This is a genomic window from Peribacillus sp. FSL E2-0159, from assembly GCF_038643155.1.
Lineage (GTDB): Bacteria > Bacillota > Bacilli > Bacillales > DSM-1321 > Peribacillus > Peribacillus simplex.
The window spans coordinates 3,413,280-3,438,469 of sequence record NZ_CP152053.1 but is presented as its reverse complement, the minus strand read 5'-3'; the positions used below and the strand labels follow the sequence as shown (position 1 = coordinate 3,438,469).

The window sequence follows — 25,190 nt, the reverse complement described above, 5'->3', positions numbered from 1 at the left end:
AATATGAGATATTTCCATCGTCACTAGTGAGTATCAGTAGGTGTCAGTTGTCGGATTATAAAATAGGAATAATCTAAATATTTAAAGCGTTAATAAATACAACCGCTTAGGGGGATTTTTAATGAAAAAGTTTGGCTTAGCTACTCAAATTTTTGTTGCACTTGTACTAGGTATCGTTGTCGGTGCTTTATTCCATGGTAATGAAACAGTCATGGCCATTTTGGTACCTATTGGCGATATTTTCATTCATTTAATTAAAATGATTGTCATCCCGATTGTCATGGCTGCATTAGTAGTCTCCATAGCGGGAGTCGGCGATCTTAAAAAACTAGGGAAATTAGGCGGGAAGACCCTTCTTTATTTTGAGATTGTCACTACAATTGCCATTGTCATTGGATTGCTGGCGGCAAACTTGTTCCATCCGGGGTCTGGTTTAGATACAAGCAATCTTGAAAAAAGTGATATTTCAAAATATGAAGAAACAACAAAGACGGCTGGAAGCAGTGGCTTTGGAGAAACAATTTCTCATATTGTTCCTCAAAATGTATTTGAATCAATGGCTCAAGCCGATTTATTACCGATTATCTTCTTTTCTGTTTTATTCGGCTTAGGTGTGGCTGCGATAGGAGAAAAAGGAAAGCCTATTCTTGGATTCTTTGAAGGTGTGTTGGAAGTAATGTTTTGGGTGACGAATTTAGTCATGAAATTTGCCCCCTTTGGTGTGTTTGCGCTGATTGGTGTAACCGTTGCAAAATTTGGAGTTGCAACGTTAATTCCTTTAGGGAACTTAGTAATTGCTGTTTATGTGACAATGGCATTCTTTGTGTTCGTCATTCTTGGAATTATAGCGAAAATGTCTGCGACAAGCATTTTTGTTATCCTGAAAGTGTTAAAGGATGAACTGATTTTAGCATTTACAACAGCAAGTTCAGAGTCGGTATTACCAAGGCTTATGGACAAAATGGAGAAGTTTGGCTGCCCGAAATCCATTACTTCTTTTGTTATTCCAACAGGGTATACGTTTAATCTAGACGGCTCATCGATATATCAGGCACTTGCTTCACTCTTCGTGGCACAAATGTATGGTATTGATCTATCCATTACACAACAGATTACTTTGTTACTAGTACTGATGTTAACGTCAAAAGGAATGGCTGGCGTTCCGGGTGCGTCATTTGTTGTTGTTTTAACAACACTTGGTTCTATGGGACTGCCGGTGGAAGGTGTTGCGTTCATTGCCGGTATCGACCGAATTTTGGATATGGGAAGATCAGCGGTAAATGTCGTAGGGAACTCATTGGCGGCGATTGTCATGTCGAAGTGGGAAGGCGAATTTGACCAGGATAAGGCAAACCATTACGTTGATTCAATTAAACAATCAGACGTAGCCTAAACTATAAAGGAGGAAACACGATGTCAACAATCCATATAAATCATAACGTCCGTATTGAGAAAGATTTCTTAGGATCAAAACAAGTACCAGTGCATGCATACTATGGTATCCAAACATTGCGTGCAGTCGAAAACTTTCCGATTACAGGCTATCGCATTCATGAAGAATTGATTAAAGCGTTGGCTATCGTGAAAAAAGCAGCGGCTTTAGCAAATATGGATACTAAACGCTTGTACGATGGTCTTGGTAAGATGATCATTCAGGCAGCAGACGAAGTAATCGAAGGCAAATGGCATGATCATTTTATCGTGGATCCCATCCAGGGCGGTGCAGGTACATCCATGAATATGAACGCAAACGAAGTCATTGCTAACCGAGCACTCGAATTGCTTGGAAAAGAGAAAGGGGACTATGTTCAATTAAGTCCAAATAGCCATGTGAACATGTCACAATCAACAAACGATGTGTTCCCTAGTTCGATTCATATCGCTACTCTTATTTCACTCGAAAAATTGTTAAATACGATGGAATATATGCTTACTATCTTCAGGAAAAAGGCCCAACAATTTGACCATGTGATTAAAATGGGACGGACACATCTTCAAGACGCTGTGCCCATCCGTCTTGGTCAAGAGTTTGAAGCATATAGCCGTGTAATAGAGCGTGATATTAAACGCATTCAACGATCACGCCAGCATTTATATGAAATAAATATGGGTGCAACAGCGGTGGGAACAGGATTAAATGCAGACCCTCTCTACATCGAAAGTGTGGTTGAACATTTGGCGGATATTAGCGGGCTTCCGCTTGTTGGGGCGGAGCATCTTGTTGATGCGACACAAAATACAGATGCTTATACAGAAGTCTCTGCCGCATTGAAAATATGTATGATGAATATGTCCAAAATCGCGAACGACCTACGTTTAATGGCCTCAGGTCCTCGTGCGGGCCTTGCGGAAATTAACTTGCCGGCTCGTCAGCCAGGTTCATCCATCATGCCGGGAAAAGTCAACCCGGTCATGCCTGAAATGATCAATCAAGTAGCGTTCCAGGTTATTGGCAATGACCATACCATTTGCCTGGCATCTGAAGCAGGTCAGCTTGAACTGAACGTGATGGAACCTGTGCTTGTGTTCAATTTGCTTCAATCCATCAGCATTATGAACAATGCATTCCGTGCCTTTACAGACTACTGTTTGGTAGATATTGAAGCAAACGAAGATCGTCTAAAAGAGAATGTGGGAAAAAGCGTAGGGATTATCACGGCTGTTAATCCGCATATTGGATACGAAGTGGCAGCGCGTATCGCACGAGAAGCCATATTAAAAGGCAAATCAGTACGTGAACTATGCCTGCAGTATGATGTGTTAACAGAGGAAGAACTTGATCTTATTTTAAATCCTTATGAGATGACCAACCCTGGTATTGCTGGAGCTGAGCTGTTTGATAGAGAGTAATTCCCCACATGATTTTGGTGGAAAAGGCCCCCTTAAAAGTTCAAAATGAAGTCACAGTTGATAAAACTGAAGTCTGATGTAAAAAAGGTAGGTTTTATATGTGTTAATTTATCGTCTCTCTAATGGGGAATTAAAACAGTAAAAGCATGTTTAAACTAGTTAGAATCTATTTGACCAATTTCTAAAAGTCTTTGCCCGGTTAAGCAAAGACTTTTTTTTACGAATTTATTCTATTATATAGTGATTTTTGTTAAATTATTTTCGTGATACTTGATATTAATGGAGAAAGATGGATTTACGAATATTAGACAGGTTATTCGTATAGATAGTAAGGAATAGTAGCCACTCTAACATGAGTGGTCTTTTTTATATAAATTGATCTTCTATTCAACTATTCTGCCCCTTTAGCTCCATAAGAAAAAGAGCTGCCGAAGCAACTCGCTTATTGAAGTAAAGCACCCGTTATTTGAAGAAAATTTTCAAGAAGCTCTTTGTTTCGTACTGTTTCGGTCAATTGTCTTAATTTTTTTAATGAAATAATAATGTTTGTAGAGGCGAGTACTACCAACAGGTTTTTCACTAAAAGGAAGTCCACATAAAATACAGAAATTATGATGAAGAAATCGGCAACTAAATTGATTCTGATTTTCTCTTTTTGAGTCATACCTTTTTTTGTAGGATTGCTTTAACGTATTTTTCATATAATGAGGTACTTTTTAACCAATTTCAATCGACTTGGAACTTTTCGCAAAGCAAAAAGCAGCGAATAAGTAAAATGGACCGCCCGGCAGAACAGGTAACATAGTCCCTACAACACCAATCACAAGGGAGAGTCCAAGAAGCACAAATAGGATACTTTTACTTTTTTAATTTTAATTACCTTTATTTATATTCTATTCCCTTAAAACGTTAAGATGTAATAAGACTTACGGGTAAATGAAATGAGTTCAAATCAGTTACGCTTCGTGAAGGCATATTTAAATAAAGGATTCAGCTAACAATCCGTATTTTTCCATCAATGTACATCTTCACACCGGTTCAATTGCCCTCTCATTCCTTCGTCATGCCTCTCCAAAGGGGGGAGGCCAGTAATGCTAACCTGATGGGTCACAGTGCCTTTTTATTCAACAAACCTGGTACTCCGTACATATTTGAAATCCTACGAATAAGACAACATTCAAAATTAAAGTTGACTATTTTAAAATGATACATTTTTTATAACTAATGTTTTATTTCTATGCTGCTAAAGTGATTAATACTTGGACTTTATTTGGACAATAAGACTCGTTTCGTCGTGCTATTCCTACAAAAATCCTTGCTAGTTTACCTATCAGTTTCATGATTGATTTCATTTTCTTTATCTTCTTTACCATCACATTATGGGAATGGACGGCTTTAAACTCAGGGTTATTCATCAGAAGGCTCAAGGTATTCCTTTTAGGTGAAAAAATCTTTATTGACGAGTCGGAATTCTGATGCTATAATTCAATTATTCAATTGAGTGATTGAATTTCGAACCACATAAGTTTTTTCAAGATGATCATAATAGGCTTATTGGTGGAAATGAACTTAAAAGGAATTTCCAATAGTGATTGATGGAATAACTGAACTAAATAATAAAAATTGGAGATGAATGATAATGAGATTTGAAAAGAAAACTGTAATCGTAACTGGTGGAGGTACTGGGATTGGGAAAGCAACTGCAAAAAGATTTTTTGAAGAAGGAGCCAATGTAATTATTAATGGACGAAGAGAAAATGTGTTAAAGGAAACGGCTTTAGAAATTGACCACACTGGCAAAAAAGTTTTATATGTAGCCGGTGACATCAGTAAAAAAGAAACTTCAGAGAAATTGGTTAAAAAAGCAGTAGAAGTGTTTGGTGGGGTAGATATATTAGTAAATAATACAGGGAAATTCAATCCAACACCATTCCTTGACCATACAGAGGACGATTTACAATCCTATTTAGATGCAATCGTTAAAGGAACATTCTACCCTTCTCAAGCAGTTATACCAGAAATGAAAAAACGTGGAGGAGGAGCAATAGTAAACACGGGTTCAATGTGGGCAATTCAAGCAGTGGAAGCAACTCCTTCATCAGCTTACTCAGCTGCAATGGCAGGAAGACATGCTTTAACAAGAAATTTAGCCGTAGAATTCGCTGGTGATCACATTCGAGTAAATGCAGTAGCACCTGCAGTTGTTGAAACACCAATTTACAATACTTTTATGTCAGAAGAAGAAGTAGCAGAAGTATTACCAACTTTTAATGCGTTTCATCCCATTGGACGCAATGGTACTCCAGATGATATAGCAAATGCAATTTTATTCCTTGCGGGTGATTCATCATCATGGATTACAGGTATTATTATGCCACTTGATGGAGGAGTTACAGCTCGATTAAGATAAAAATGAAAAAAGAGCAATCATGGAAATGGTTGTTCTTTTTTAATAATCAAGAATAGTGAAATAGATTAAATTCATCTTTTCTAAGGAGGATGAATCAATACTTATTAAAGGGGAGGTTTTTTAAATTATTTATTTGGTCACTTTATTAGTAATACCCATATTACTTATACTATATAAGAGATATTACCCAGTGAAAGGAATTCATTGTATTAAAAAAAATAAATTAAAAGATTCTACTATCATTGTATTAGATATTCGGGATTATAATGAAACCTCAAAATATCCCGAGGACTATACCTTAAATATTCCTTTTGCCTACCTAAAGCGCTTTTATATGGAAATCCCCCAGGGTAAAGTACATGTTATAGCTGAAGATAAATTAGAACTGAACTTAGGATTACGTTTTTTGATAAAAAAAGGGTTTACGATTAATAGTTTTGAATTAACCAAATATCCATGCACTGTTAACCAAAAGAAAAGGATGTTGGATCATGGAGTATAATCGACATGTTAAAAATCGTTTAAAAAGAATTGCAGGACAAATGAAAGGTGTATTAAACAAGGTGGAGGAAGGGGAAAATTATAGAGAGATTGTAACTCAATTGTCAGCTGCCAACAGTGCTTTAAATCGAGAAATAGGTGTAATGGTTAGCACTAACCTTGAAGAATGTGCCAGAGAAAGTATTAAGCAGGATGGAAAAACAGAGAATTTAGTAAAAGAAGCCATTGAATTATTAGTTAAGAGTAGATAAAAAACACCTATCCTTAAGAATATTAGAGGTAACTAATTTGATTATTTTTATACGATTACAGGTATAAGTATTTCGTTGGTATTAAAAAGTAAAAGTAAATCATGCAGTAGAAGTCTAAAAAATCAATAAAGGAGCAAGAAAATGAAAAAATTAGAAGAATTAACTTCGATGAATATGATAGAAGATTTCTTGAAAAATCATGAATTAAGTTTTTTATACGTGTCAAGAGAAGATTGTGGTGTGTGTCATGCTGTTTTACCAAAGCTAAGAGAATTACTGGACAAGTTTCCACTTATCCACTTAGGACATATAAACGCCTATGAGGTAGAAGAAATAGCAGCTAAATTCTCTATTTTTACTGTACCTGTACTACTTTTATTTATAGATGGAAAAGAAGTATTAAGAGATGCTCGGTTTGTTCACTTTGATGAATTAGAGAAAAGAATAGAGAAAATTTATGAAATGTACAATCAGTAATAGAATTAACGTGGTTACTTCACGAGAAAGTTGATACCGAAAATCATGCTCAAACTATATAAGTGATATTCTAGAAGGTGGAATTTTATTATTGAAAAGTCAAAGGATATGAAAGGGTTTTAGAATGTTTGATTAATTCGTCAACAATATAACTTAAATGGCCGAGTGGCAGAACGAATTAATTAGTATGATCACCTCCCTGTACCTATCAGTTGGTACAGGGAGGTTAGATATTATATTCTCATAATTCAACTTTAAATGTTTCTAATTAGGAAGGTAAATTTCTCTTTAAAAGTATATATTCTTTGGATAGAGATAAAGTGGTTATTTTTACTTGACTTATAAGAACAACAGTACTATAATTCAATTAATCAATTGAATACTAAATAAATTTAACTTAATTTGAGGGGGGGAATGAAATGAAGTGGAAATAAATAACAACATTAGAAGAGTGGGATGATATTTTAGAGAAGTCTACAAAACGTGGACAGGTCATTCTAAAGTACTACCTGTCCCGTGAGCTCTAATGCACTTAAAGAATACGAGCATTATTTAGAAGGTTCACCAAATAATAATGTAGACTACATTATTGTTAAAGTAATCGAGTCACGCGCGGTTTCTAATAAAATTGCGGAGGATTTGAGCGTCAAGCATGAATCTCCACAAGTGATTTTTGTGAAGGATCAATCTAAATATTGGACTTCATCACATTGGTCGGTTACGACTGAACATATGACAGCAGTATTGAACTAATCGAAAAGTAGAAATAAGTTTTCTACCTTTAATAATATAACCTTGTATCTAACCATAATAATATAGAAACAGTAACATTAATGGATCTATGCATTGTAAATGATGATTTTGTTAGAAGTTATTGCTAACCTGCAAAAGAAAAACAGCCTCTATAATTACCCCTTTAATTTACACATGTTTTCTCTTGCAGATTGAGTATGAGATAATGAAATCATTATCTTGTTATTCTTACTTTAACTATAGTATCATCAACAATGTAATTAATTGATTATAAAGGATGATTAGTATGGAAGAGCTCATTTCTTCTGCAAAAGATTATAAGGATGAATTGTATAAACAACTAGCAAGAGTTGGAAAGTGTTTATCGAGTGACAAACGACTTGAGATATTGAATTTACTATCTCATGGTCCAAAAACAGTTGAAAAGTTGGCGCAAGATACAGGTATGAATGTGGCAAATGTTTCTCGTCATCTTCAAGTTCTCAATGACTCAAGATTAGTTAAGTTTACTAAAAAAGGAACATATGCTATTTATTCATTGGCTGATCCATCTGTAGTTGAGTTTTTATTTTCCTTATGGCATCTTGGAGAAAATCATCTTTCAGATATCACTCGGATTAAAGAAGATTTCTTAGGTCACATGGAAGGATTATATACACTTACAATGGATGAAGTGTACGAAAAGTTAAAAAAAGAAAATATTATCCTCATAGATTTGCGTCCGGCAGATGAATATGAAGCTGGGCATATAGAAGACGCGGTCTCTGTCCCTATGGAGAAGTTGGATTTATATCTTCAACAATTACCGAGAGATAAAGAAGTTGTAGCTTATTGTAGAGGGCAGTTCTGTGCTTTTTCAGCTATAGCTGCGCAAAAAATGAAAAAGCAAGGGTTTAAGGCTTACCGTATGGCAGAAAGCATTCATGAATGGCAGAAGTATCTGGAACTTAAACATTAAAATATATTACATCACTATAGTTCATGAACTTTCGTATGCTTTTAATTTGTATTGTATAATTTTATAAGACCAAAGTGCAAATTGAATTCATATCTTAAGTAATGGCGAGACCCGATATATTATCCCGATATATTATTAAACCAAGGCTTTTTTTTAGCGAAACAAATAATACTTTTTAATGTCAGTAAGAATGGAAAAAGTGATTAGACAATACTTTTCTTATTGTTCATATTCGAAAGGCCAATTTTATAATATGTTCTTTCATCGATGTGATTCATAAAATGCGCCACCTTTCTTACTGACATATATTTTAATAATAAATTTTTAGATGTTATATTAAAACTACTCTATACCGACTGGTAGGTATATGGTTTTACTCAGAAAGTAAAAAAAGCAGAAGGTAAATTATTTATATAGTTTATTTTATAAGGTATAAAGGGTAGCTTACAGCTACTTTTTTTGTGTAATAAATAAATTCGTCAACAATGAAACGATATGGGTTCTCAGTAAATTTAGTGAAGTTAAACTTATTATCCTTCGTATAAGCCGGACTGTAAAGAAATATCAGACTGGTTTAAGGCAGACACTTTAGCTGAAATAGTAATAAGAGTTGGCTGAAAAGAGTTTACCAGAGGAATTAGAGACAGATGTTCAGAAGCAGTTGAAATTTCGGATGGTTGGCACCTTTCTCATAACTTAAGCCCAAAAGGTCAGCTGCATATAAAGAGAATGTTTTCCCATCAAATCTGTATTTCATACAGGATAAAAAACCAAGGAATAAGGTGGATTGTGCGCCAATCATACCTAATCCAACGTAAGGTAAGAAAAAAGAAAAAGATACTTTCCCCTTGTCTACAGAAATATTCAATAGCATATTTCTATTCCCTCAATTAATTAATTAATTGAGTAATTTTGTATAGGCATATTTTTTTACAAACAGCAATTTAACCTTGAAGTTTCTAACTCAACAATACCGTGCTAAAAAATAGGGGGAATATTAATGAAGATTGAAATTTGGTCGAATATAGAAATCCCATTTTGCTACATTGGGAAAGCTTATTTGGAAATGGCTAATACAAAAAGGAATAACTCTTTCATAAGTACATTTAGACAGCGTACACATGGTTGGAAAGAGGAAAGAATATGAACAATCCTGTAGTCATTGTTGGTGCTGGTTTAAGTGGCCTTCGTGCTGCGTCTCTGCTTACTGCACAGGGCATCGAATGTAGGGTTCTAGAAGCTAGAGATAGAATTGGCGGTAGGGTCTTGAGTATTGCCGATCCAAACAGACCTGACCTAGGCAAATTTGATCTCGGGCCGACATGGTTCTGGCCGCAGTACGAGAGCACTATTACCAATCTCATCAAAGAACAGAATTTAGGAACTTTCGACCAATACACCAAAGGGGAAATGCTTTCAGAACGATTTCTAAACGAACCACCAGAGCGTTATATACTGCCAGAAAACTCTGGTGCAAGGTCAATTCGATTCATAGGAGGGGTGCAGTCCCTTATTGATGCTGTAGCAGGTACTCTGCCGCCAGGGATAGTCGAGTTAGAAACGCGAGTTACTGCAATTCGACTAGATAAAGCTGGTGCTATCACGCTTGAAGCAGACCTTGCTGATGGAAAGAGAAAAAATGTTTCTGCAAGTACTGTTATCTTAGCATTGCCGCCTCGAATTGTGGCACGTCATATTGAATTCTCTCCTGCTCTCCCTCCAGATCTTATGACTGATCTTGTCAACAAGCCTACGTGGATGGCAGGACAGGCTAAGGCAATTGCAATCTATGATCGTCCCTTTTGGAGGGAATCAGGACTTTCTGGCTTCGTATCGAGTTGGGTTGGACCCTTGCAGGAAATCCATGATGCTTCCCCTCCTACAGGCTCTGGTGCATTATTTGGTTTCTTTGGAATGCCAGTGAAGATGCGCCGAGAACTCGGTGAGGATAAAGTTTTAAAATTAGTCATTGACCAATTGGTTAGGCTCTTTGGACCCTCCGCCAAAAACGTAAGTTCTATCCTTTACAAGGATTGGTCCAGAGATTCCGAAACGGCTGTTGAGGAAGACTTCAAGCCGCTTAGAGATTACCCAAGCTATGGTCAACCACCAGAAGAAGGGATATGGGAAAAGAAAATTATTTTTTCTGGAACAGAGACTAATTCACAATTTGGTGGACATCTCGAAGGTGCACTTCAGGCAGCTGAGCAGGCAGTTTTTGAAATCATTAATTTAAATAATAGGTCTTTATGACACACTCTTTTCAATACAATAACGTCCTAATTTTGTAACTTTAGGTGATAAAAAACAGTAGGTATTAGAGAAGTTGATAAAGGATTTGAACTTAAGATTGAGCCCAAAGACAAATTAAAAAGGGTAAGTATACTCTTAACTACGATTTAGGTGTAAGCGAAGAAAACTCCCAAGTTCCACTACTTATACCTTCAAAAGAAAAATTAGATGAACTTAAAGAGTATGCATTTAATGCTTTTTTAGTTGTAACAATCGGAAACCAAGAAATAGCAAGATTTAACATGAATAAACTTAAAAACTAACTTTCATTTTAAATTTATTTGTTGAACTAACTGTTCCTTTACTTCTATATGGGGCTGGAAACAGCTCCATTTTTGTATGAAAACACAATAGTAAAAAAGCCATGCTAAAATAAACCCTCCATATTCTCATTTTTTTTGATGGGGGTAAATGTACTATGTCGTTATTTAACTGGTTATGCAGTTTGTTGTTCAGATGGAGCGATTGTATAGCCTTTCTTTTTTAGGTATTCGATCATTTTTAATTCTTTGTTATTTTGTTTTTCTTCAAGGTAATTTGAGCCTAGTTCATGATAAGGTTCTCCTGTTTTTAAGATGTTGTAAGTAATCGTTAATAGTAAATGGGCAGAAGCGATTCGTCCCTTCATTTTTCCTTGCCGTTTGGTAATCCTTTTTCGATGTGAAGCAATTCGATTATTTTGCCTTGATGTCGCTAATACACATTCTACGGCCATCGTTTTTAAAGCTTTATTTCCTTGTGTGGTTTTACTCGTTTTTTTTTACCAGCACTTTCGTAATTTCCAGGACTCACACCAGCCCAAGAGGCAAGATGTTTAGCTGACTTAAATACGGACATATCAACACCCATCTCCGCAATAAAAGTAGCTGCCGCAGCTTTGTTCACACCAGGTATACCATCCAATAATTCTACTTCCTTACGATAAGGGGACAGGAGTTGATCAATTTGTTTTTCTAATTCTTCTATGGTTTCTTCTAAATAACCCATATGCTCCCAATGGTAACGCAACATATCACGATGATGACGGCGAATACGACCATTAATTGCATGGGCAATGTCAGTAATACTTGCTTTTGTTCGCCAATCCACCATTTTTCGAAGACCATCGGTCTCTATTTTTTCACCGTTTAGAATCGCTTCAAGGATACGGCGTCCCGATACACCAAAAATGTCTGATAGTACGGATGTTAGCTTGATATTAGCATCTTGAAGAATTTTGTGAATGCGATTCTGCTCTGAGGTGCGATGATGAATCAATTTTTTTCGATAACGAGTAAGATCTCGTAAATCACGAATATCCTCCGGTGGAACAAAATTGCTTTCAATAAGTCCGCATCTTAGAAGCTTGGCAAGCCATTCGGCATCTTTCACATCAGTTTTACGCCCTGGAACATTTTTGACATGCCTGGCATTGGCAAGAACAAGGTGAAAAGATCCTTCGAGTATATTCCATATTGGTTTCCAGTAGACTCCGGTACTTTCCATCACAACATCTGATACCTGAAGGGTAGCGAGCCAATCACTTAAAGCCAACAGTCCCGTTGTTGTAGTTGAAAACGTTTCAATAGAGATTTTTGGCTTTTTATCTAATGGACCAAATAATACGCAGGCTACTACTGTTTCTTGGTGTACATCTAGGCCAGCACACCGTTCAATCATTGCTTCCATAGGAGAATCACCTCAAAAAAAGATTAACAATACATATGACAGGAGATTTGTTACAAAAAATTTTGTATACGTACTAGCAGTACACTAAATGGTTCTTCCATACTGTCACAACCAGTTTCTTATACAGGGTATCTTCCTTAAGATCCACCAAAAAAAGCTCAGCCTGGTTGTATTGTTATCATCCATTATCGTCAAGGGGTTAATGGGTTAGACTCTATTTTTGAGTGTAGATTTTCGTAGTAGATGGTGGCGGCGAGGATCGCCGCCATAGGAGTTTCTTATGCAACTATCGGGGCAGGATAGTTGTATAAAGAAATTGGATTTTTTATGGTAAAATAAATCAAGGGTTTGGGGTTAATGTTTTCTTGATTGGGCATTCGCCCGACACCACAATCAACTTTCGTGGTTTATTAGACCGATTTTCATTATTCCTTTTTGCTTCTTTGCTTTCAAAAGAAGCTTGGCAGGGATTTCGTTTACCCTGTTTTGCATTTTTACAAGCATGTTTTGGTTCCCTGAGCCGAGTTCGGTTAATGCCAATGTACAGGAATTCCTTCAATATGAAGTGGATTATCTGACCGGTGTTTGGGGAATGGTCAAGATTTTGGTTTGGGGGATCTGTATCTAGTTCTATCGTTGTAATTTGGTTACATCCACCAAAGCACTGGAAAATAGAAGACTATGCAGAAGTAATTTATCCCGAATTTATTCATCATTGCTTATATTTAGATGATATGATATATGCAATTTTTCCTAATCAAGAAATAGCAAATAGCCCTGAAGCAATGACAACATCAAGTATTTTAACAACCAAAAGATCCATAGACAAAGAATACCATTCAGCTGTTTTAGCTATAGGGATTATGTATTGTTATCACAAATTAGGAAATGATAAAAAAGCATAAAGAAGAGGAATATTTACTACTTGACGAAAAGGATATCTAACACTATAATTCAATTATTCAATTGATTAATTGCAAAATCAAACTCATCTTAAATACAAGGAGGAAACGATTGATCACTTTGTTCGCTATGCAGAAACCGTTTTTAAGCGATATAAAGAAGAAGGTCAAATACTGGATTTCATTTAATGAAATTAATATGATCACCCACAGCCCTTTCACAGGTGGCGGAATTTTATCAGATCGTGAAGAAAATCCTATACAGGCAAAATACCAGGGTCGCACAATAGAAAGAGGATTATCATGATCTCAATTGACCATCATAATCCTCTTTGTTTATTTCTAAATGAAAAGTAGACATTATTAATTACGCTCTGGTGTTATGCGGTTTAACAAATAGGCCACCCCACCAATACAAAGAAGCATTGGTTGTATTTGAAGAATATTGTATTCAGTTAGCCACAAAAATTTACAGTATATCCTATATCCAGAAATCATGGCGATTGGCGGGGGAATCAGTGCTCAGCCCGTCTTGCGTGAACAAATTCTGCAGAGAGCAAACCCGAGTGAGGGATTCACTTCCCCGTCACTTATATCATTTATATATACATTAATGTTATCAAGTAATCACTTTTTTTCCAATGTCAAGTCAGTATTTTTGTAAAATTTCTTCATCATTTAAACAGGTATATTCAAAAAATCACCACCAAAGATTCACTGTGGTCCTAAGTATACAGTTTCATTCTAAACCTGTTATTGACTATAGTGATGTATTTTGATTTAGAAAGGGAGCCAATGAAATGACAAATATAAATATACCGGTTTCTGTCTTAAACCTTTCCCCGATTCGTCAAGGACAGGAACCTAAAGATGCAATTGATGCGATGGTTGATTTAGCAAAAGCTACGGAGGAAATGGGATATAATCGCTATTGGATTGCAGAACATCATAATACTCCTACACTTGTAAGTTCAGCTACCTCCATTTTAATTAAGCATACATTGGAGCATACGAAAACCATCCGTGTTGGATCTGGCGGGGTTATGCTGCCTAATCATTCTCCATTAGTCGTTGCCGAACAATTTGGAACGATGGCAACCATTTATCCAAACCGTTTGGACTTAGGACTTGGAAGAGCACCTGGTACTGATATGATGACGGCAAGTGCGTTAAGACGTTCACAGAACGATTCAGTTTATACATTTCCTAATGACGTAAATTCCTTGCTTACATACTTTGGACCTGAAGAAAAACAGGGTTATGTCAAAGCGTATCCAGGTGTTGGTACTAAAATTCCATTATATATTTTGGGGTCATCGACAGATTCGGCGAATTTAGCTGCTCAATTAGGGTTGCCATATGTGTTTGCCTCACACTTTGCACCTAGGCATATGGAGGAAGCCATCTCGATTTATCGAAATCGATTCCAACCTTCTGACTATCTTGATTCTCCATACATGATGGTTTGTTTAAATGTGATTGCAACTGAAACAGATGAGGAAGCGAAAAGAGAATCAACAACGATGCAACAATTTTTCCTAAATATAGTACAAGGTACACAATTTCCATTGCAGCCACCAGTAGATAGCATGGATAACCTATGGAGCGAACCTGAGAAAGAAATGGCTTCCTCGATGACCAGTGAAGCGTTAATGGGAAGTAAAGAGACAGTAAGAGCACAGTTAACAAATTTCCAAGAGAAGTATAATGTAGATGAAATAATGGCTGTTTCCTTTATCTTTAATCCTGAGAAACAAAAGCGGTCATATCAAATCTTTAAGGAAATTGTTGAAGGTAAATAAATAGCAGGAAACACCTCTGTTATGGAGTTAAGGGGGGATGGTATCACGTTATCTTTTAAATTAAATTGTATTTTTTAATATAACAGACGTTAAGGCCGTGGTTTAGTAAATGTGATCACGGCTTTTTCTGTTTGCCTTAATTTACTTAATATGTGACGAAATACGCTTGAACGATAACATTCTTTAATCCATAAAGGAATAAGGCTAATATTGAAGAAGTCTTTATTGAACTATCGGGGCAGGATAGTTGAAGAGTGCTGTTTGATCTTATTCAACAATTGGGCCAGATTATGGAGCAACGCCTTTAAAGAAAATTGGATTTCTAGGTTAAAGTTTTGAAGAGATTGTAAAATTTTATACTTAAAGTAACTGGCAGGTTAATTCAATAAGCAAAAATTAAAACATTTCTTTTTATGATTATAAGAAGGAGTAAATATTTAAATGCTTCTATTATTTTTATCTGCTTAGTTATTTTAGTAGCTTTTGTTTGTGTTACAGTAATAATTGAATTACTTTTAGCAAACTGATATATTAATTTATAAATATGTAATCAATGATGTGATCAAGTAAATAAGGATTGTGAAACAGAAAATATAGCCTTGGCTGAAAGCTATATCACCCCTTCTTATTGAACCCTACCACGGAGATGTTGATAAAAATTAACCGAGTCGTTTCGTTACAAACGTTTAGAGGACTTAATATTTATTATTAATGTTGAACTAAGGTGGTACCACGTCTATTAGCGTAAAGACGTCCTTTTTTAAGGACTCTTTATGCTTTTTTTATTTTTTAAAGTTATTTCATTTTCTCAGGAGGAAAAGACGATGTCACAAAAAACAGACGATTTTTCAAAATGGTATATTGATACGATTCAAAAAGCTGATTTAATGGATTACACCCCAGTTCGTGGTTGTATTGCATTTAAGCCAGATGGCTATGAACTATGGGAACATATTCAAGAAGAGATGGATAAACGGTTTAAAGAAACAGGTCATCGCAATGCATACTTCCCAATGTTAATTCCAGAATCCTTCTTCGAAAAGGAAAAGGATCATATTGAAGGATTCTCACCAGAGCTTCCTTGGGTAACAGAAGCAGCAGGAGAGAAATTAGAAGAACGTTTAGCACTGCGTCCAACTTCAGAAACAATGATTGGACATTTGTATTCAAACTGGATTAAAAGTTATCGAGATCTTCCAGTTTTAATTAATCAATGGGCAAATGTATTCCGTTGGGAAAAGAAAACTCTTCCATTCATCCGTACCTCTGAATTTTTATGGCAAGAAGGTCATACTGCTCATGTGGATCAAGAAGATGCGCGTAAGGAAACAATGCAAATGTTAACTATTTATAAAGAAGTCGTAGAAGGATTACTTGCGATTCCAGTTTATGATGGGCAAAAGACACCATTAGAACGCTTTGCTGGTGCGATTGATACATTCTCCATTGAAGCAATGATGAAAGATGGAAAAGCCGTACAAGCAGGTACCTCACACTACTTAGGTACAAAATTTGCGGAAGCATTTGATATAAAATATTTAAATAAAGAAAATAAACACGCATATGTTCATACAACATCTTGGGGTACGTCCACACGTTTAATTGGTTCGGTCATCATGGTTCATGGCGATGAACAAGGTCTTGTTTTACCACCAAAAATAGCACCGACTCAAGTTGTTTTGATTCCAGTTGGTCCATGGAAAAAGAACCATGCAATTATGGAGAAATTAGATGAAATCTTTGCAGCTTTAAAAGCGAAAGGAATTCGCGTTCGTCTTGATGATTCTGATCAATCACCAGGCTATAAATTTAATGAATGGGAGTTAAAAGGTGTACCTGTACGTATTGAACTTGGTCCACGAGATTTAGAAAATAATCAAGGTTTAATGAAAGCACGTGATGTAGAGGAGAAAATTTCCGTACCTTTAGAATCAATTGTTGAAAGCATTAAAAAAGAACTTGAAACAATGCAAACTCGTCTATTTGAAAAAGCAAAAGCTTTCCGTGCGGAGAATTCACACACACATATCGATACAATCGAACAGTTAAAACAACATCTAGCAGAATCCGAACAAAATGGAACAATTCCTGGTTGGATATTAGCTGGTTGGTGCGGAGAGGATCCTTGTGAAGAAAATGTAAAAGAAAAAACAAAATTCACAACACGAAACATTCCATTTAACCCACCGACAACAAAGCACACATGCCTTCATTGTGGTAAAGAAGCAAAACATACGGTTTGGTTTGCTCGTGCTTACTAATCTACGATTGTTAAATATTAACGGGTGCGTTAGTTGATTAAGAACACAAAAAATCCTTTCGGTTCACCTTTTTATAAACGGTTTAACTTTGTATAATAATACTTTGTTCTTCAACTAAGGGTCTTTACTTCAATAAGGAAGGTTGCTGAGGCAGCCTTTTTTGTATGGCACTAAAGGGGCAGCAGTCCTGTAATAACTGAAAACTAAAGGAACATTTGTTAATCTTTTACCATAAAGGTAGCTTAATATTTGTATTAAATTATTCAATTAAACAATTGAATAATTTATCTTTTTATCTTATACTAAAAAAGTTCTATTAATGAACTGTGGGAGGTAGAAAATGATGAAAATGATGAAAGCTATACAAATTCCATCCAAAGAGGAAAAGATGAAACTGATAAAGATTCCAGTTCCCCAGCCTGGAGAAGGACAAGTACTGCTCCGTGTGGAAGCATGCGGAGTATGTAATGGAGACTCAATGGCCATTCAAGGGGGTTCTCCAGAGTATCCCCGCATTCCTGGTCATGAAGTGATTGGTGTAGTTGAAAAACTTGGCATAGGTTCGACGAAGTGGAAGATTGGTGAACGTGTCGGTATTGGATGGCATGGAGGGAACAACCATGTAACGGGTCTGACAATGGACGGTGGTTACGCTGAATACATGGTTGCCTATGAGGATAGTTTGTCTAGCATTCCAAATGAATTATCTGCATTAGAAGCAGCACCACTAATGTGTGCTGGCGAAACAACGTTTAGTGCATTAAGAAACAGCAAAGCTCGACCTGGCGATCTTGTAGCCATTCAGGGAATTGGTGGACTTGGGCATCTAGCCGTCCAGTTTGCAAAGAAAGCAGGATTTCGCACTGTTGCCATTTCGCGTGGTAACGATAAAGAAAAACTGATACGTCAACTTGGAGCACACCACTACATTGATTCAGAAAAAGAAGATCCAGCTCAAGCATTACAGGTACTAGGCGGAGCTAAAGTAATTCTTGCTACTGCACCGAACGCTAAAGCTATTTCTTCTCTAATTAATGGACTTGGTTCAGACAGCGAACTAATTATTATAGCTGGTTCTGGTGAGCAATTGGAATTGTCAGCAATGGACTTTTTAAAAGGACCTAATACGGTTAGAGGTTCATTTACTGGACAAGCAAAAGAAATCAAAGAAGCCGTTAACTTTAGTGTTCTCACTGATGTACGACCAATGATTGAAACTTTCCCTCTAGAACGCGCTAACGAAGCATACGATAAAATGATGGCAGCATCCACGCGATTCCGTGCTGTTTTGAATATTTCAGAGTGAATTTTTAAATTAAATTTCATTAAATGCCATAACTAAAAGTGGTTCTTTAAGGACCACTTCAGACTGTCGACAAACTCGAGTTTGTCGACAGTCTTTTTTGTTTTAAAAAAGAAGTATTAAAACTTGAGGTGATTAGGATGCTTTCTAAATATAATTCTATTCAGGAAGATCAACTTGAAATGATTACTTTTGATCAATTGGTTCGTTAAATTGAGGCCTCCATTGACTTCTCTTTCATTTATGACTTGGTGAAAGATATGTATTCAGAGGTAGGACGCCCAAGTATTGATCCAGTTATTTTAGTTAAACTGACATTCATTCAATATACCTTCGGTATTCGCTCGATGCGTAAGACCATTGAAGAGATAGATACGAACATGGCCTATCGTTAGTTCTTAGGTTACTGCTTTCATGATAAAGTGCCTTACTTCTCTACCTTAGGAAAAAACTACGAGCGCCGCTTTACAGATACAGACTGTTTAAACAGATTTTCTACCGTATATTAAAGACTGCTACTGAGAAAAAGTTATTCAGTGCAGAACACGTTTTCGTTGATTCCACACATGTAGGCTAATGCGAATAAACGCAAATTTGAAAAGAAAATTGTTCGGAAGGAAACACGTGGATTATCGAGAACGTCTTCAAAGTGAGATTAACCAAGACCGCGAAGACCATAGTTCGATAAGAAAGAAGAGAAAGAAATTAAAGTAAGTACAACCGATCCAGAGAGTGGATACTACGTCATACGTCAAAGACGAACGTACAAAGCAGTTTGCCTATCATTCCATGCTGCCTCAGATCGAAACGGTTTTGTACTTGGGACGATTGTAACATCTAGAACCACTTGTTGAACAAGTAATTGAAAAAAGTTGGGAAATCAGAAGCTGTTGCCGCAGATGCAGCTTATAAAACACCCGCGATTACGAGATACTTATTTGAAAATGAGATTACACCTGCCTTATCATATACACGACCACGCACAAAATAAGGATTCTTTCCCGTAAAAATTGTCGATGAAGGCGATGCTTACTTTCGTTGCCATGAATTTAAAGAAGATGGCCAACTAGACTTGGCAAGGACCAGAAATGGCTAAATAATGACCTCGGAGAGGTCAACTATTCTCTATAACTGCTTCAAATCCAATAAAAAATCAAAATGTATCGGAATGAGACCATTCCGAAACTTTTTTGTCTCATTCTATAGCAACTAACAGTATATAAGACAGCATTTGTTGTTTTTTATTTGATTGGGTTATATCACGTCAATATGGATATTTTTCTTCTAATAAAAATCACTTTTATGGGGGTTGACGAAAAGTATTTTAAATTGTATAATTCAACTAATCAATTGAATAGTTTATTAACGGTTAATTAATTGCATCTCTTTAACATGAGTAAAAAAATAGAGGAGGTTATTTCTATGGGAGCAATATCACTGACAAAAGAGACATTTCAAGACCACGTTCAATTAGGTGTTACATTGGTGGATTTCTGGGCTCCTTGGTGCGTGCCTTGTCGAGTTCAACTTCAGTTGTAGTAGAGTTATTCTGATGAAATGGAAGGACAAGCGACAATTGCCAAGGTAACGTGGACAATGATCCTGAATTAGCTATGCAATTCGGCATAATGGTGGACAAATGGCAAATACACAGGACGTAGAAAATTATCCTGGCTTTGCTCATGTTTTAGGTCCAGATCTCTCTAATAAAATGTTTGAGCACGCCAAAAAGTTTGGTGCTGTATATGAATACGGAGATATAAAAGAAATTGTAGATGAAGGTCGTCTAAAAAAAGTAGTAACTACAAACAAAGAGTTCTAAGCCAAATCTGTTAGGATATATACATGAATTGCTTCAAAAGTCAAAAATCAACGGATGATGTATCATAGTTTCCGGATATTCATTATTCTCATTTGGTTAATCGGAACTAGGAGGAATAGATATGATTATATATGTGTTTTTAAATCTTGCCATAATGCTGGTTCTTTTAGGCGTTTTATTTTACATGAATAAGAAACATGTTTCTTTTACAAAAAGGGTCTTTACTGGACTTGGTTTAGGGATTGTCTTCGGACTTCTTTTGCAGTATTTCTATGAACCCCAGTCAGAAGCGATCGTTAAATCGGTCGATTGGTTTAACATTGTAGGTTCAGGCTATGTTAAGTTCCTGCAAATGATCGTTATGCCGCTTGTCTTCATTTCGATCTTATCCGCATTTACAAGATTGAAACTAACCAGCAATATCGGAAAGATCAGTGTCCTGATCATCGGAATCCTGCTTGGAACGACTGCGATTGCAGCAGCCGTCGGGATTACCTCGGCAACTGTGTTCAATTTGGAAGCCGTTCAAATTGACCAAGGGGATGCAGAGTTAAGCCGCGGGGATGAAATAACGGAAACTTACGGTACGATTCAGGATAAAACGATGCCGCAGCAAATCCTTGAATTGATTCCGTCCAATCCCTTCCTTGATTTAACGGGAGCACGTACGACTTCAACCATTTCCGTTGTAATTTTTGCTGCATTTCTTGGGATTGCCTATTTAGGGGTCAAAAGGAAGCAGCCTGAACAAGCTGAATTTTTTGCTAAAATAGTAGATACATTGCACAGCATCACCATGCGTGTAGTCACATTGATCCTTCGTTTAACACCATACGGAATCTTGGCGATCATGACGAAGACAGTAGCTACGAGTGATTTGGATGCCATCCTGAAATTGGGGAAATTCGTCGGTGCCTCTTATGTTGCCCTGATTGTCATGTTCCTCATCCATTTGTTATTGCTGATGATTGCAGGATTGAATCCAATCGTATATTTGAGAAAAGCTTTCCCGGTATTATCATTTGCCTTCACTTCAAGAACAAGTGCAGGAGCTCTGCCATTGAACATCCAAACTCAGAAACAACTAGGCGTGTCCGAAGGAATTGCCAACTTTGCCGGATCCTTCGGCTTGTCGATCGGTCAAAACGGCTGTGCCGGAATCTATCCGGCCATGTTAGCGGTCATGATCGCTCCAACGGTGGGAATCGACCCACTATCGCCTTCCTTTATAGCCATGTTGATTGCCGTCGTGGCCATTAGCTCTTTCGGGGTTGCAGGTGTAGGCGGAGGAGCAACCTTCGCTGCCATTCTAGTATTATCTGCAATGAACTTGCCAATCGTCATGGCTGGAGTTTTGATTTCCGTCGAGCCATTGATCGATATGGGAAGAACTGCCGTGAATGTCAGCGGAAGCATGACTTCCGGTATTCTGACTAGTAAAATAACGGGCGATCTGGATAAGGAAAAGTTCAGCGAAGAATCATCTTTGAAAATAGAAGCTGAAATGTAAAAGAAAAAAGTAAAGTGCACCAAATAATGGTCGTTCTATTTAGTTGAAAAGTGCTAGTAAGTATACTACTGTATAATCTGTACCAAAAGGTAGGTACAATTCATTGTGCTTACTGCTTGTCATAACCACTAAAATAAGATCTTGAAATCTTGAGAATAGTATAGGTAGTACTTCTTTATGATTGAAAATTTTCATGATAAATTCAGTAAATCATAAAAGTCAATCATTATGGCTACAATAAAGTGAAAAAATTATTTGAAGGAGTGTTTAACTTGGCCAATATGCAGACGAATGCAAACGTTGTTTGGCATAATGGGGTAAAAGGAAATGGAGTACTTAAAACAGAATTTCTTGATGCTACTGTTGCTATGTACCATCCTTACTTTTATTTGTAAAAAGAAATGAATCTTTTAGAGCAGCGCGTTTTGTTGATTTAGAGAATAGACGAAATTTATAACATGTATTAAATTGGAGGAATTAATTATGAATCAGAACGATAGTTTATACAAAAAGTCACACTTTAACCGTTTAGGTGAATTTAGTACACTCTCACCTGAAATCTTTAAAGAATTTGTAACCTTTGACAGAAAAGCGCTAGCTGATGGAAAGTTAACAGCTAAATTAAAGGAATTAATTGCAGTGGCAGTTGCTCATACGACTGGATGTCCCCATTGTATTGATTTTCATGTTAAACAAGTTAAAAAACATGGAGCTTCCAAAGAGGAAATGGCCGAATCGATTATGGTCGCAACAGCCCTGAAAGCAGGATCTGCTCTTGCTCATGGTGTCAATGCTTTAAACGCTTATGATGGAACCGCTGATGATGAATTATATCGAGCTTCTTATATCAACCGACTAAAAGAGTTTTCTCAGTTAGATGGAGATGTCTTTAAAGCGTTTGTGACATTTGACCAAAAAGCGATGAAGGCGGGATTACTTAGTGTGAAGGAAAAAGAGTTGATTGCTATAGCAGTGGCGCATACAACAGGATGCCCTTATTGTATTGATAACCACACTAAAGCAGCCAAAAAAGCAAAAGCAACGAGGGAAGAAGTGGCTGAATCCATTATGGTAGCAACCGCATTAAAAGCAGGGTCTGCCCTTTCTCATGGAGTGAATGCATTAGTTGCATATGATGAATAAGTCTTATGGAGGAGTGAAAGTATGAAAATTGAAATCTGGTCTGATATTGCATGTCCATTCTGTTATATTGGAAAACAAAATTTAGAGAATGCGTTAGCTAAATTCCCTTATAAAGATCAAGTAGACGTGGAATTCAAAAGTTTTGAACTTGATCCGAATGCATCACTATATGACGGAACAAAATATGTTGAGAATTTAGCTTCCAAATTTGGTGGCACGGAGCAAGCAAAACAGTTTATTACTCAATTAACTCAACAAGCGAAAAATGTGGGCTTAACTTTTAACTTTGATGAAATGAAACCAACGAATACATTTAATGCTCACCGCCTAGCAAAATGGGCCAAAACTCAAGGTAAAGAAGCCATTGTGAATGAAAAGTTACTTTCTGCACACTTTACGGAGTCTAAAGATGTAGGAGATCTAGACACACTAGCTGATATTGCAGAAGCTTCTGGTTTAAATAGAGACGAAGCATTGAACGTATTAAATGATAAGAAACTATACACACAAAACGTAAAAGATGATCAATATGAAGCCAAGAGATATGGTATTAATGGCGTTCCGTACTTTATTATCAATCAAAAATATGCAGTCTCAGGAGCACAGCCAGCGCAAGCATTTTCTGAAGTACTAGATAAAGTGTGGGAAGAAGACAATCCAGCACCCAAATTAGAAACTCTATCGGCGGATACTCCTAATGGAGGGGTATGTACGGATGGCAGCTGTGTCATTCCCCCTAAAAAATCATAATAAAGGGCTTTGTAAAAACTTAGATTAGATAACGAAAGTGTAAAGAGATAATTCTAATAAAAAAACCAAAACCAACTTACGGAGGTAGATATTTATGGCTCAGAAAAAATTAGGAACTTTAGTGAATAAGGAAATTGCAAACTTCAGTGTTCTTTATACAAAAATTCATAATTACCACTGGTTCGTGAATGGACCGCACTTCTTTGAACTTCACCAAAAACTGGAGGAACTATATAAAGAAGTGACAACCAATTATGACGAATTGGCTGAAAGACTATTGGCCATTGGTGAAAAACCGGTCGCTACCCTTAAAGAATACTTAGAATTAACCACGATCGAAGAAGCGACAGGGAACGAAAATACAGAAGATATGGTTCAAAGCGTCATCAGTGATTTTGAGAAGCTTTCCGAAGAGTTTCTGGAAATTATCGAAGTTGCGGAACAAGAAGATCCGGTTACGGCTGATATGCTGACAGGCATGAAGAAAAGCTTAAACAAACATGCTTGGATGCTGCGTGCGTATTTAGGACATTAAGATTTAAGGAAAAGCTCTACTTCGGTAGGAGATATAAAAATGACAAAATCTTCTCTGATCAATGGGCTTGGTTCAGACAGCGAACTAATTATTATAGCTGGTTCTGGTGAGCAATTGGAATTGTCAGCAATGGACTTTTTAAAAGGACCCAATACGGTGAGGTTCATTTACTGGACAAGCAAAGGAAATCCAAGAAGCCGTTAACTTCAGTATTCTCACTGATGTACGACCAATGATTGAAACTTTTCCTCTAGAACGTGCTAACGAAGCATACGATAAAATGATGTCAGCATCTACAAGATTCCGTGCTGTTTTGAATATTTCTGAGTGAATTTTTAAATTAAACTTCATTAATAAAGGCCATAACTTAAAGTGGTTCTTAAAGAACCACTTTTTTGTCTTCATTCTATAGCAATCATTCTTATAGTAACAAACAGCATAAGACAGCCTGGTTGTTTTTTTATTTGATTAGGTTATAATCACGTCAATTGGATATTTTTCTTCTAATAAAAATTACTTTTATGAGGGTTGACGAAAAGTATTCTCCATTGTATAATTCAATTAATCAATTGAATATTTGATTTGTAGATGAATTGTATCTAATTAACATGAGTAAAAAAAATAGAGGAGGTTATTTCTATGGGAGCAATATCACTGACAAAAGAGACATTTCAAAACCACGTTCAATCAGGTGTGACATTGGTGGATTTCTGGGCTCCTTGGTGCGGGCCTTGTCGAATTCAACTTCCAATTGTAGAAGAGTTAGCTGATGAAATGAAAGGACAAGCGACAATTGCCAAAGTTAACGTGGACAATGATCCTGAATTAGCTATACAATTCGGCATAATGAGTATTCCGGCATTGCTTCTGTTTAAAGATGGCAAGTTGGTAGATAAAATGGTAGGTATAAACCAAAAGCATGTATTAAAAGAGAAAATCTTAGAACTGAATGGCAATTAAAGCAGCGAATAATGGAAACTCAGCAATACTTAAGGAGGAGAT

The 25,190-nt window shown here is 36.6% G+C and carries 23 protein-coding genes, 5 pseudogenes and 1 other annotated feature; of the genes and pseudogenes, 25 read left to right on the top strand and 3 right to left on the bottom strand.

The window, feature by feature from the left end; genetic code table 11:
- Positions 1-121: 121 nt before the first annotated feature.
- Both NYE63_RS16710 and aspA read left to right on the top strand, forming a co-directional pair.
- Entirely contained in the window at positions 122-1,393 is a 1,272-nt protein-coding gene (locus tag NYE63_RS16710) for a cation:dicarboxylase symporter family transporter (protein WP_342601955.1), read from the top strand.
- Positions 1,394-1,413: 20 nt separating this feature from the next.
- Positions 1,414-2,850, top strand: a complete 1,437-nt coding sequence (gene aspA, locus NYE63_RS16705) for an aspartate ammonia-lyase (protein WP_342601954.1) — start codon at positions 1,414-1,416, stop codon at positions 2,848-2,850.
- 1,235 nt (positions 2,851-4,085) lie between these two features.
- Here aspA and NYE63_RS16700 read toward each other — a convergent pair.
- Positions 4,086-4,280, bottom strand: a pseudogene (locus NYE63_RS16700) (IS110 family transposase); the annotation flags it as partial.
- 209 nt (positions 4,281-4,489) lie between these two features.
- On the opposite strand from NYE63_RS16700, the gene NYE63_RS16695 reads away from it, so the two are divergent.
- From NYE63_RS16695 to NYE63_RS16660, 8 genes and pseudogenes are all read left to right on the top strand, one after another.
- Positions 4,490-5,260: an SDR family oxidoreductase gene (locus tag NYE63_RS16695; protein ID WP_342601953.1), complete on the top strand. Its 771-nt coding sequence runs from the start codon at positions 4,490-4,492 to the stop codon at positions 5,258-5,260.
- Positions 5,261-5,450: 190 nt separating this feature from the next.
- The gene (locus NYE63_RS16690) at positions 5,451-5,762 is read left to right on the top strand and encodes a hypothetical protein (RefSeq protein ID WP_222619872.1); all 312 of its coding nucleotides are present in this window, start codon (positions 5,451-5,453) and stop codon (positions 5,760-5,762) included.
- The gene (locus NYE63_RS16685; protein WP_342601952.1) at positions 5,752-6,012 is read left to right on the top strand and encodes a metal-sensing transcriptional repressor; all 261 of its coding nucleotides are present in this window, start codon (positions 5,752-5,754) and stop codon (positions 6,010-6,012) included. The genes NYE63_RS16690 and NYE63_RS16685 overlap by 11 nt, the downstream gene beginning before the upstream one ends.
- Positions 6,013-6,153: 141 nt before the next feature.
- The gene (locus NYE63_RS16680; RefSeq protein ID WP_342601951.1) at positions 6,154-6,489 is read left to right on the top strand and encodes a thioredoxin family protein; all 336 of its coding nucleotides are present in this window, start codon (positions 6,154-6,156) and stop codon (positions 6,487-6,489) included.
- A gap of 434 nt (positions 6,490-6,923) precedes the next feature.
- Positions 6,924-7,242 (top strand): annotated as a pseudogene (gene ytxJ, locus NYE63_RS16675) (bacillithiol system redox-active protein YtxJ).
- Positions 7,243-7,528: 286 nt separating this feature from the next.
- Positions 7,529-8,200 carry a metalloregulator ArsR/SmtB family transcription factor gene (locus NYE63_RS16670; RefSeq protein WP_342601950.1) on the top strand — a complete coding sequence of 224 codons (672 nt, stop codon included), beginning with the start codon at positions 7,529-7,531 and terminating at the stop codon, positions 8,198-8,200.
- Between the two features lie 1,000 nt (positions 8,201-9,200).
- Positions 9,201-9,347 (top strand): hypothetical protein, encoded by a 147-nt coding sequence (locus tag NYE63_RS16665; RefSeq protein ID WP_342601949.1) that lies wholly within the window; start codon positions 9,201-9,203, stop codon positions 9,345-9,347.
- Positions 9,344-10,453, top strand: a complete 1,110-nt coding sequence (locus tag NYE63_RS16660) for an FAD-dependent oxidoreductase (RefSeq protein ID WP_342601948.1) — start codon at positions 9,344-9,346, stop codon at positions 10,451-10,453. Before NYE63_RS16665 ends, NYE63_RS16660 begins: the two co-directional genes overlap by 4 nt.
- A 475-nt stretch (positions 10,454-10,928) precedes the next feature.
- On the opposite strand, the gene NYE63_RS16655 is transcribed toward NYE63_RS16660, so the two are convergent.
- Both NYE63_RS16655 and NYE63_RS16650 read right to left on the bottom strand, forming a co-directional pair.
- Positions 10,929-11,207, bottom strand: coding sequence for a hypothetical protein (locus NYE63_RS16655; RefSeq protein ID WP_260287446.1), 279 nt, complete (start codon positions 11,205-11,207; stop codon positions 10,929-10,931).
- Positions 11,208-11,212: 5 nt separating this feature from the next.
- Positions 11,213-12,160, bottom strand: a complete 948-nt coding sequence (locus NYE63_RS16650; protein ID WP_342601947.1) for an IS110 family transposase — start codon at positions 12,158-12,160, stop codon at positions 11,213-11,215.
- A 581-nt stretch (positions 12,161-12,741) separates the two neighbouring features.
- On the opposite strand from NYE63_RS16650, the gene NYE63_RS16645 reads away from it, so the two are divergent.
- The 15 genes and pseudogenes from NYE63_RS16645 to trxA all read left to right on the top strand — a co-directional run bounded on the left by NYE63_RS16645 (position 12,742) and on the right by trxA (position 25,148).
- Complete coding sequence (locus NYE63_RS16645) at positions 12,742-13,065, top strand: hypothetical protein (RefSeq protein ID WP_342601946.1); 324 nt, start codon at positions 12,742-12,744, stop codon at positions 13,063-13,065.
- Between the two features lie 102 nt (positions 13,066-13,167).
- Positions 13,168-13,339, top strand: a pseudogene (locus tag NYE63_RS16640) (family 1 glycosylhydrolase); the annotation flags it as partial.
- Between the two features lie 523 nt (positions 13,340-13,862).
- The gene (locus tag NYE63_RS16635; RefSeq protein WP_342601945.1) at positions 13,863-14,864 is read left to right on the top strand and encodes an LLM class flavin-dependent oxidoreductase; all 1,002 of its coding nucleotides are present in this window, start codon (positions 13,863-13,865) and stop codon (positions 14,862-14,864) included.
- Positions 14,865-15,408: 544 nt separating this feature from the next.
- Positions 15,409-15,625: a binding site (T-box leader), on the top strand.
- A 63-nt stretch (positions 15,626-15,688) separates the two neighbouring features.
- Entirely contained in the window at positions 15,689-17,125 is a 1,437-nt protein-coding gene (proS, locus tag NYE63_RS16630; protein ID WP_342601944.1) for a proline--tRNA ligase, read from the top strand.
- A gap of 343 nt (positions 17,126-17,468) precedes the next feature.
- Complete coding sequence (locus tag NYE63_RS16625; protein ID WP_342605801.1) at positions 17,469-18,431, top strand: zinc-binding dehydrogenase; 963 nt, start codon at positions 17,469-17,471, stop codon at positions 18,429-18,431.
- A 137-nt stretch (positions 18,432-18,568) separates the two neighbouring features.
- A pseudogene (locus tag NYE63_RS16620) lies at positions 18,569-19,416 on the top strand (transposase); the annotation flags it as partial.
- A gap of 404 nt (positions 19,417-19,820) precedes the next feature.
- Positions 19,821-19,967: a thioredoxin domain-containing protein gene (locus tag NYE63_RS16615; RefSeq protein ID WP_342601943.1), complete on the top strand. Its 147-nt coding sequence runs from the start codon at positions 19,821-19,823 to the stop codon at positions 19,965-19,967.
- A gap of 91 nt (positions 19,968-20,058) precedes the next feature.
- Positions 20,059-20,247, top strand: a pseudogene (locus tag NYE63_RS16610) (thioredoxin-disulfide reductase); the annotation flags it as partial.
- A gap of 124 nt (positions 20,248-20,371) precedes the next feature.
- Positions 20,372-21,760 (top strand): L-cystine transporter, encoded by a 1,389-nt coding sequence (locus tag NYE63_RS16605; RefSeq protein WP_342601942.1) that lies wholly within the window; start codon positions 20,372-20,374, stop codon positions 21,758-21,760.
- Between the two features lie 272 nt (positions 21,761-22,032).
- Positions 22,033-22,155 carry a hypothetical protein gene (locus NYE63_RS16600; protein WP_342601941.1) on the top strand — a complete coding sequence of 41 codons (123 nt, stop codon included), beginning with the start codon at positions 22,033-22,035 and terminating at the stop codon, positions 22,153-22,155.
- 88 nt (positions 22,156-22,243) lie between these two features.
- Positions 22,244-22,903 (top strand): carboxymuconolactone decarboxylase family protein, encoded by a 660-nt coding sequence (locus NYE63_RS16595; RefSeq protein ID WP_342601940.1) that lies wholly within the window; start codon positions 22,244-22,246, stop codon positions 22,901-22,903.
- A gap of 21 nt (positions 22,904-22,924) precedes the next feature.
- Positions 22,925-23,653: a DsbA family oxidoreductase gene (locus NYE63_RS16590; protein WP_342601913.1), complete on the top strand. Its 729-nt coding sequence runs from the start codon at positions 22,925-22,927 to the stop codon at positions 23,651-23,653.
- Between the two features lie 94 nt (positions 23,654-23,747).
- Positions 23,748-24,188, top strand: coding sequence for a DNA starvation/stationary phase protection protein (locus NYE63_RS16585; protein WP_342601939.1), 441 nt, complete (start codon positions 23,748-23,750; stop codon positions 24,186-24,188).
- Positions 24,189-24,227: 39 nt separating this feature from the next.
- Positions 24,228-24,392: a hypothetical protein gene (locus NYE63_RS16580; protein ID WP_342601938.1), complete on the top strand. Its 165-nt coding sequence runs from the start codon at positions 24,228-24,230 to the stop codon at positions 24,390-24,392.
- A gap of 435 nt (positions 24,393-24,827) precedes the next feature.
- Positions 24,828-25,148 (top strand): thioredoxin, encoded by a 321-nt coding sequence (gene trxA / locus NYE63_RS16575; RefSeq protein ID WP_342601937.1) that lies wholly within the window; start codon positions 24,828-24,830, stop codon positions 25,146-25,148.
- The last annotated feature ends 42 nt before the right edge of the window (positions 25,149-25,190 follow it).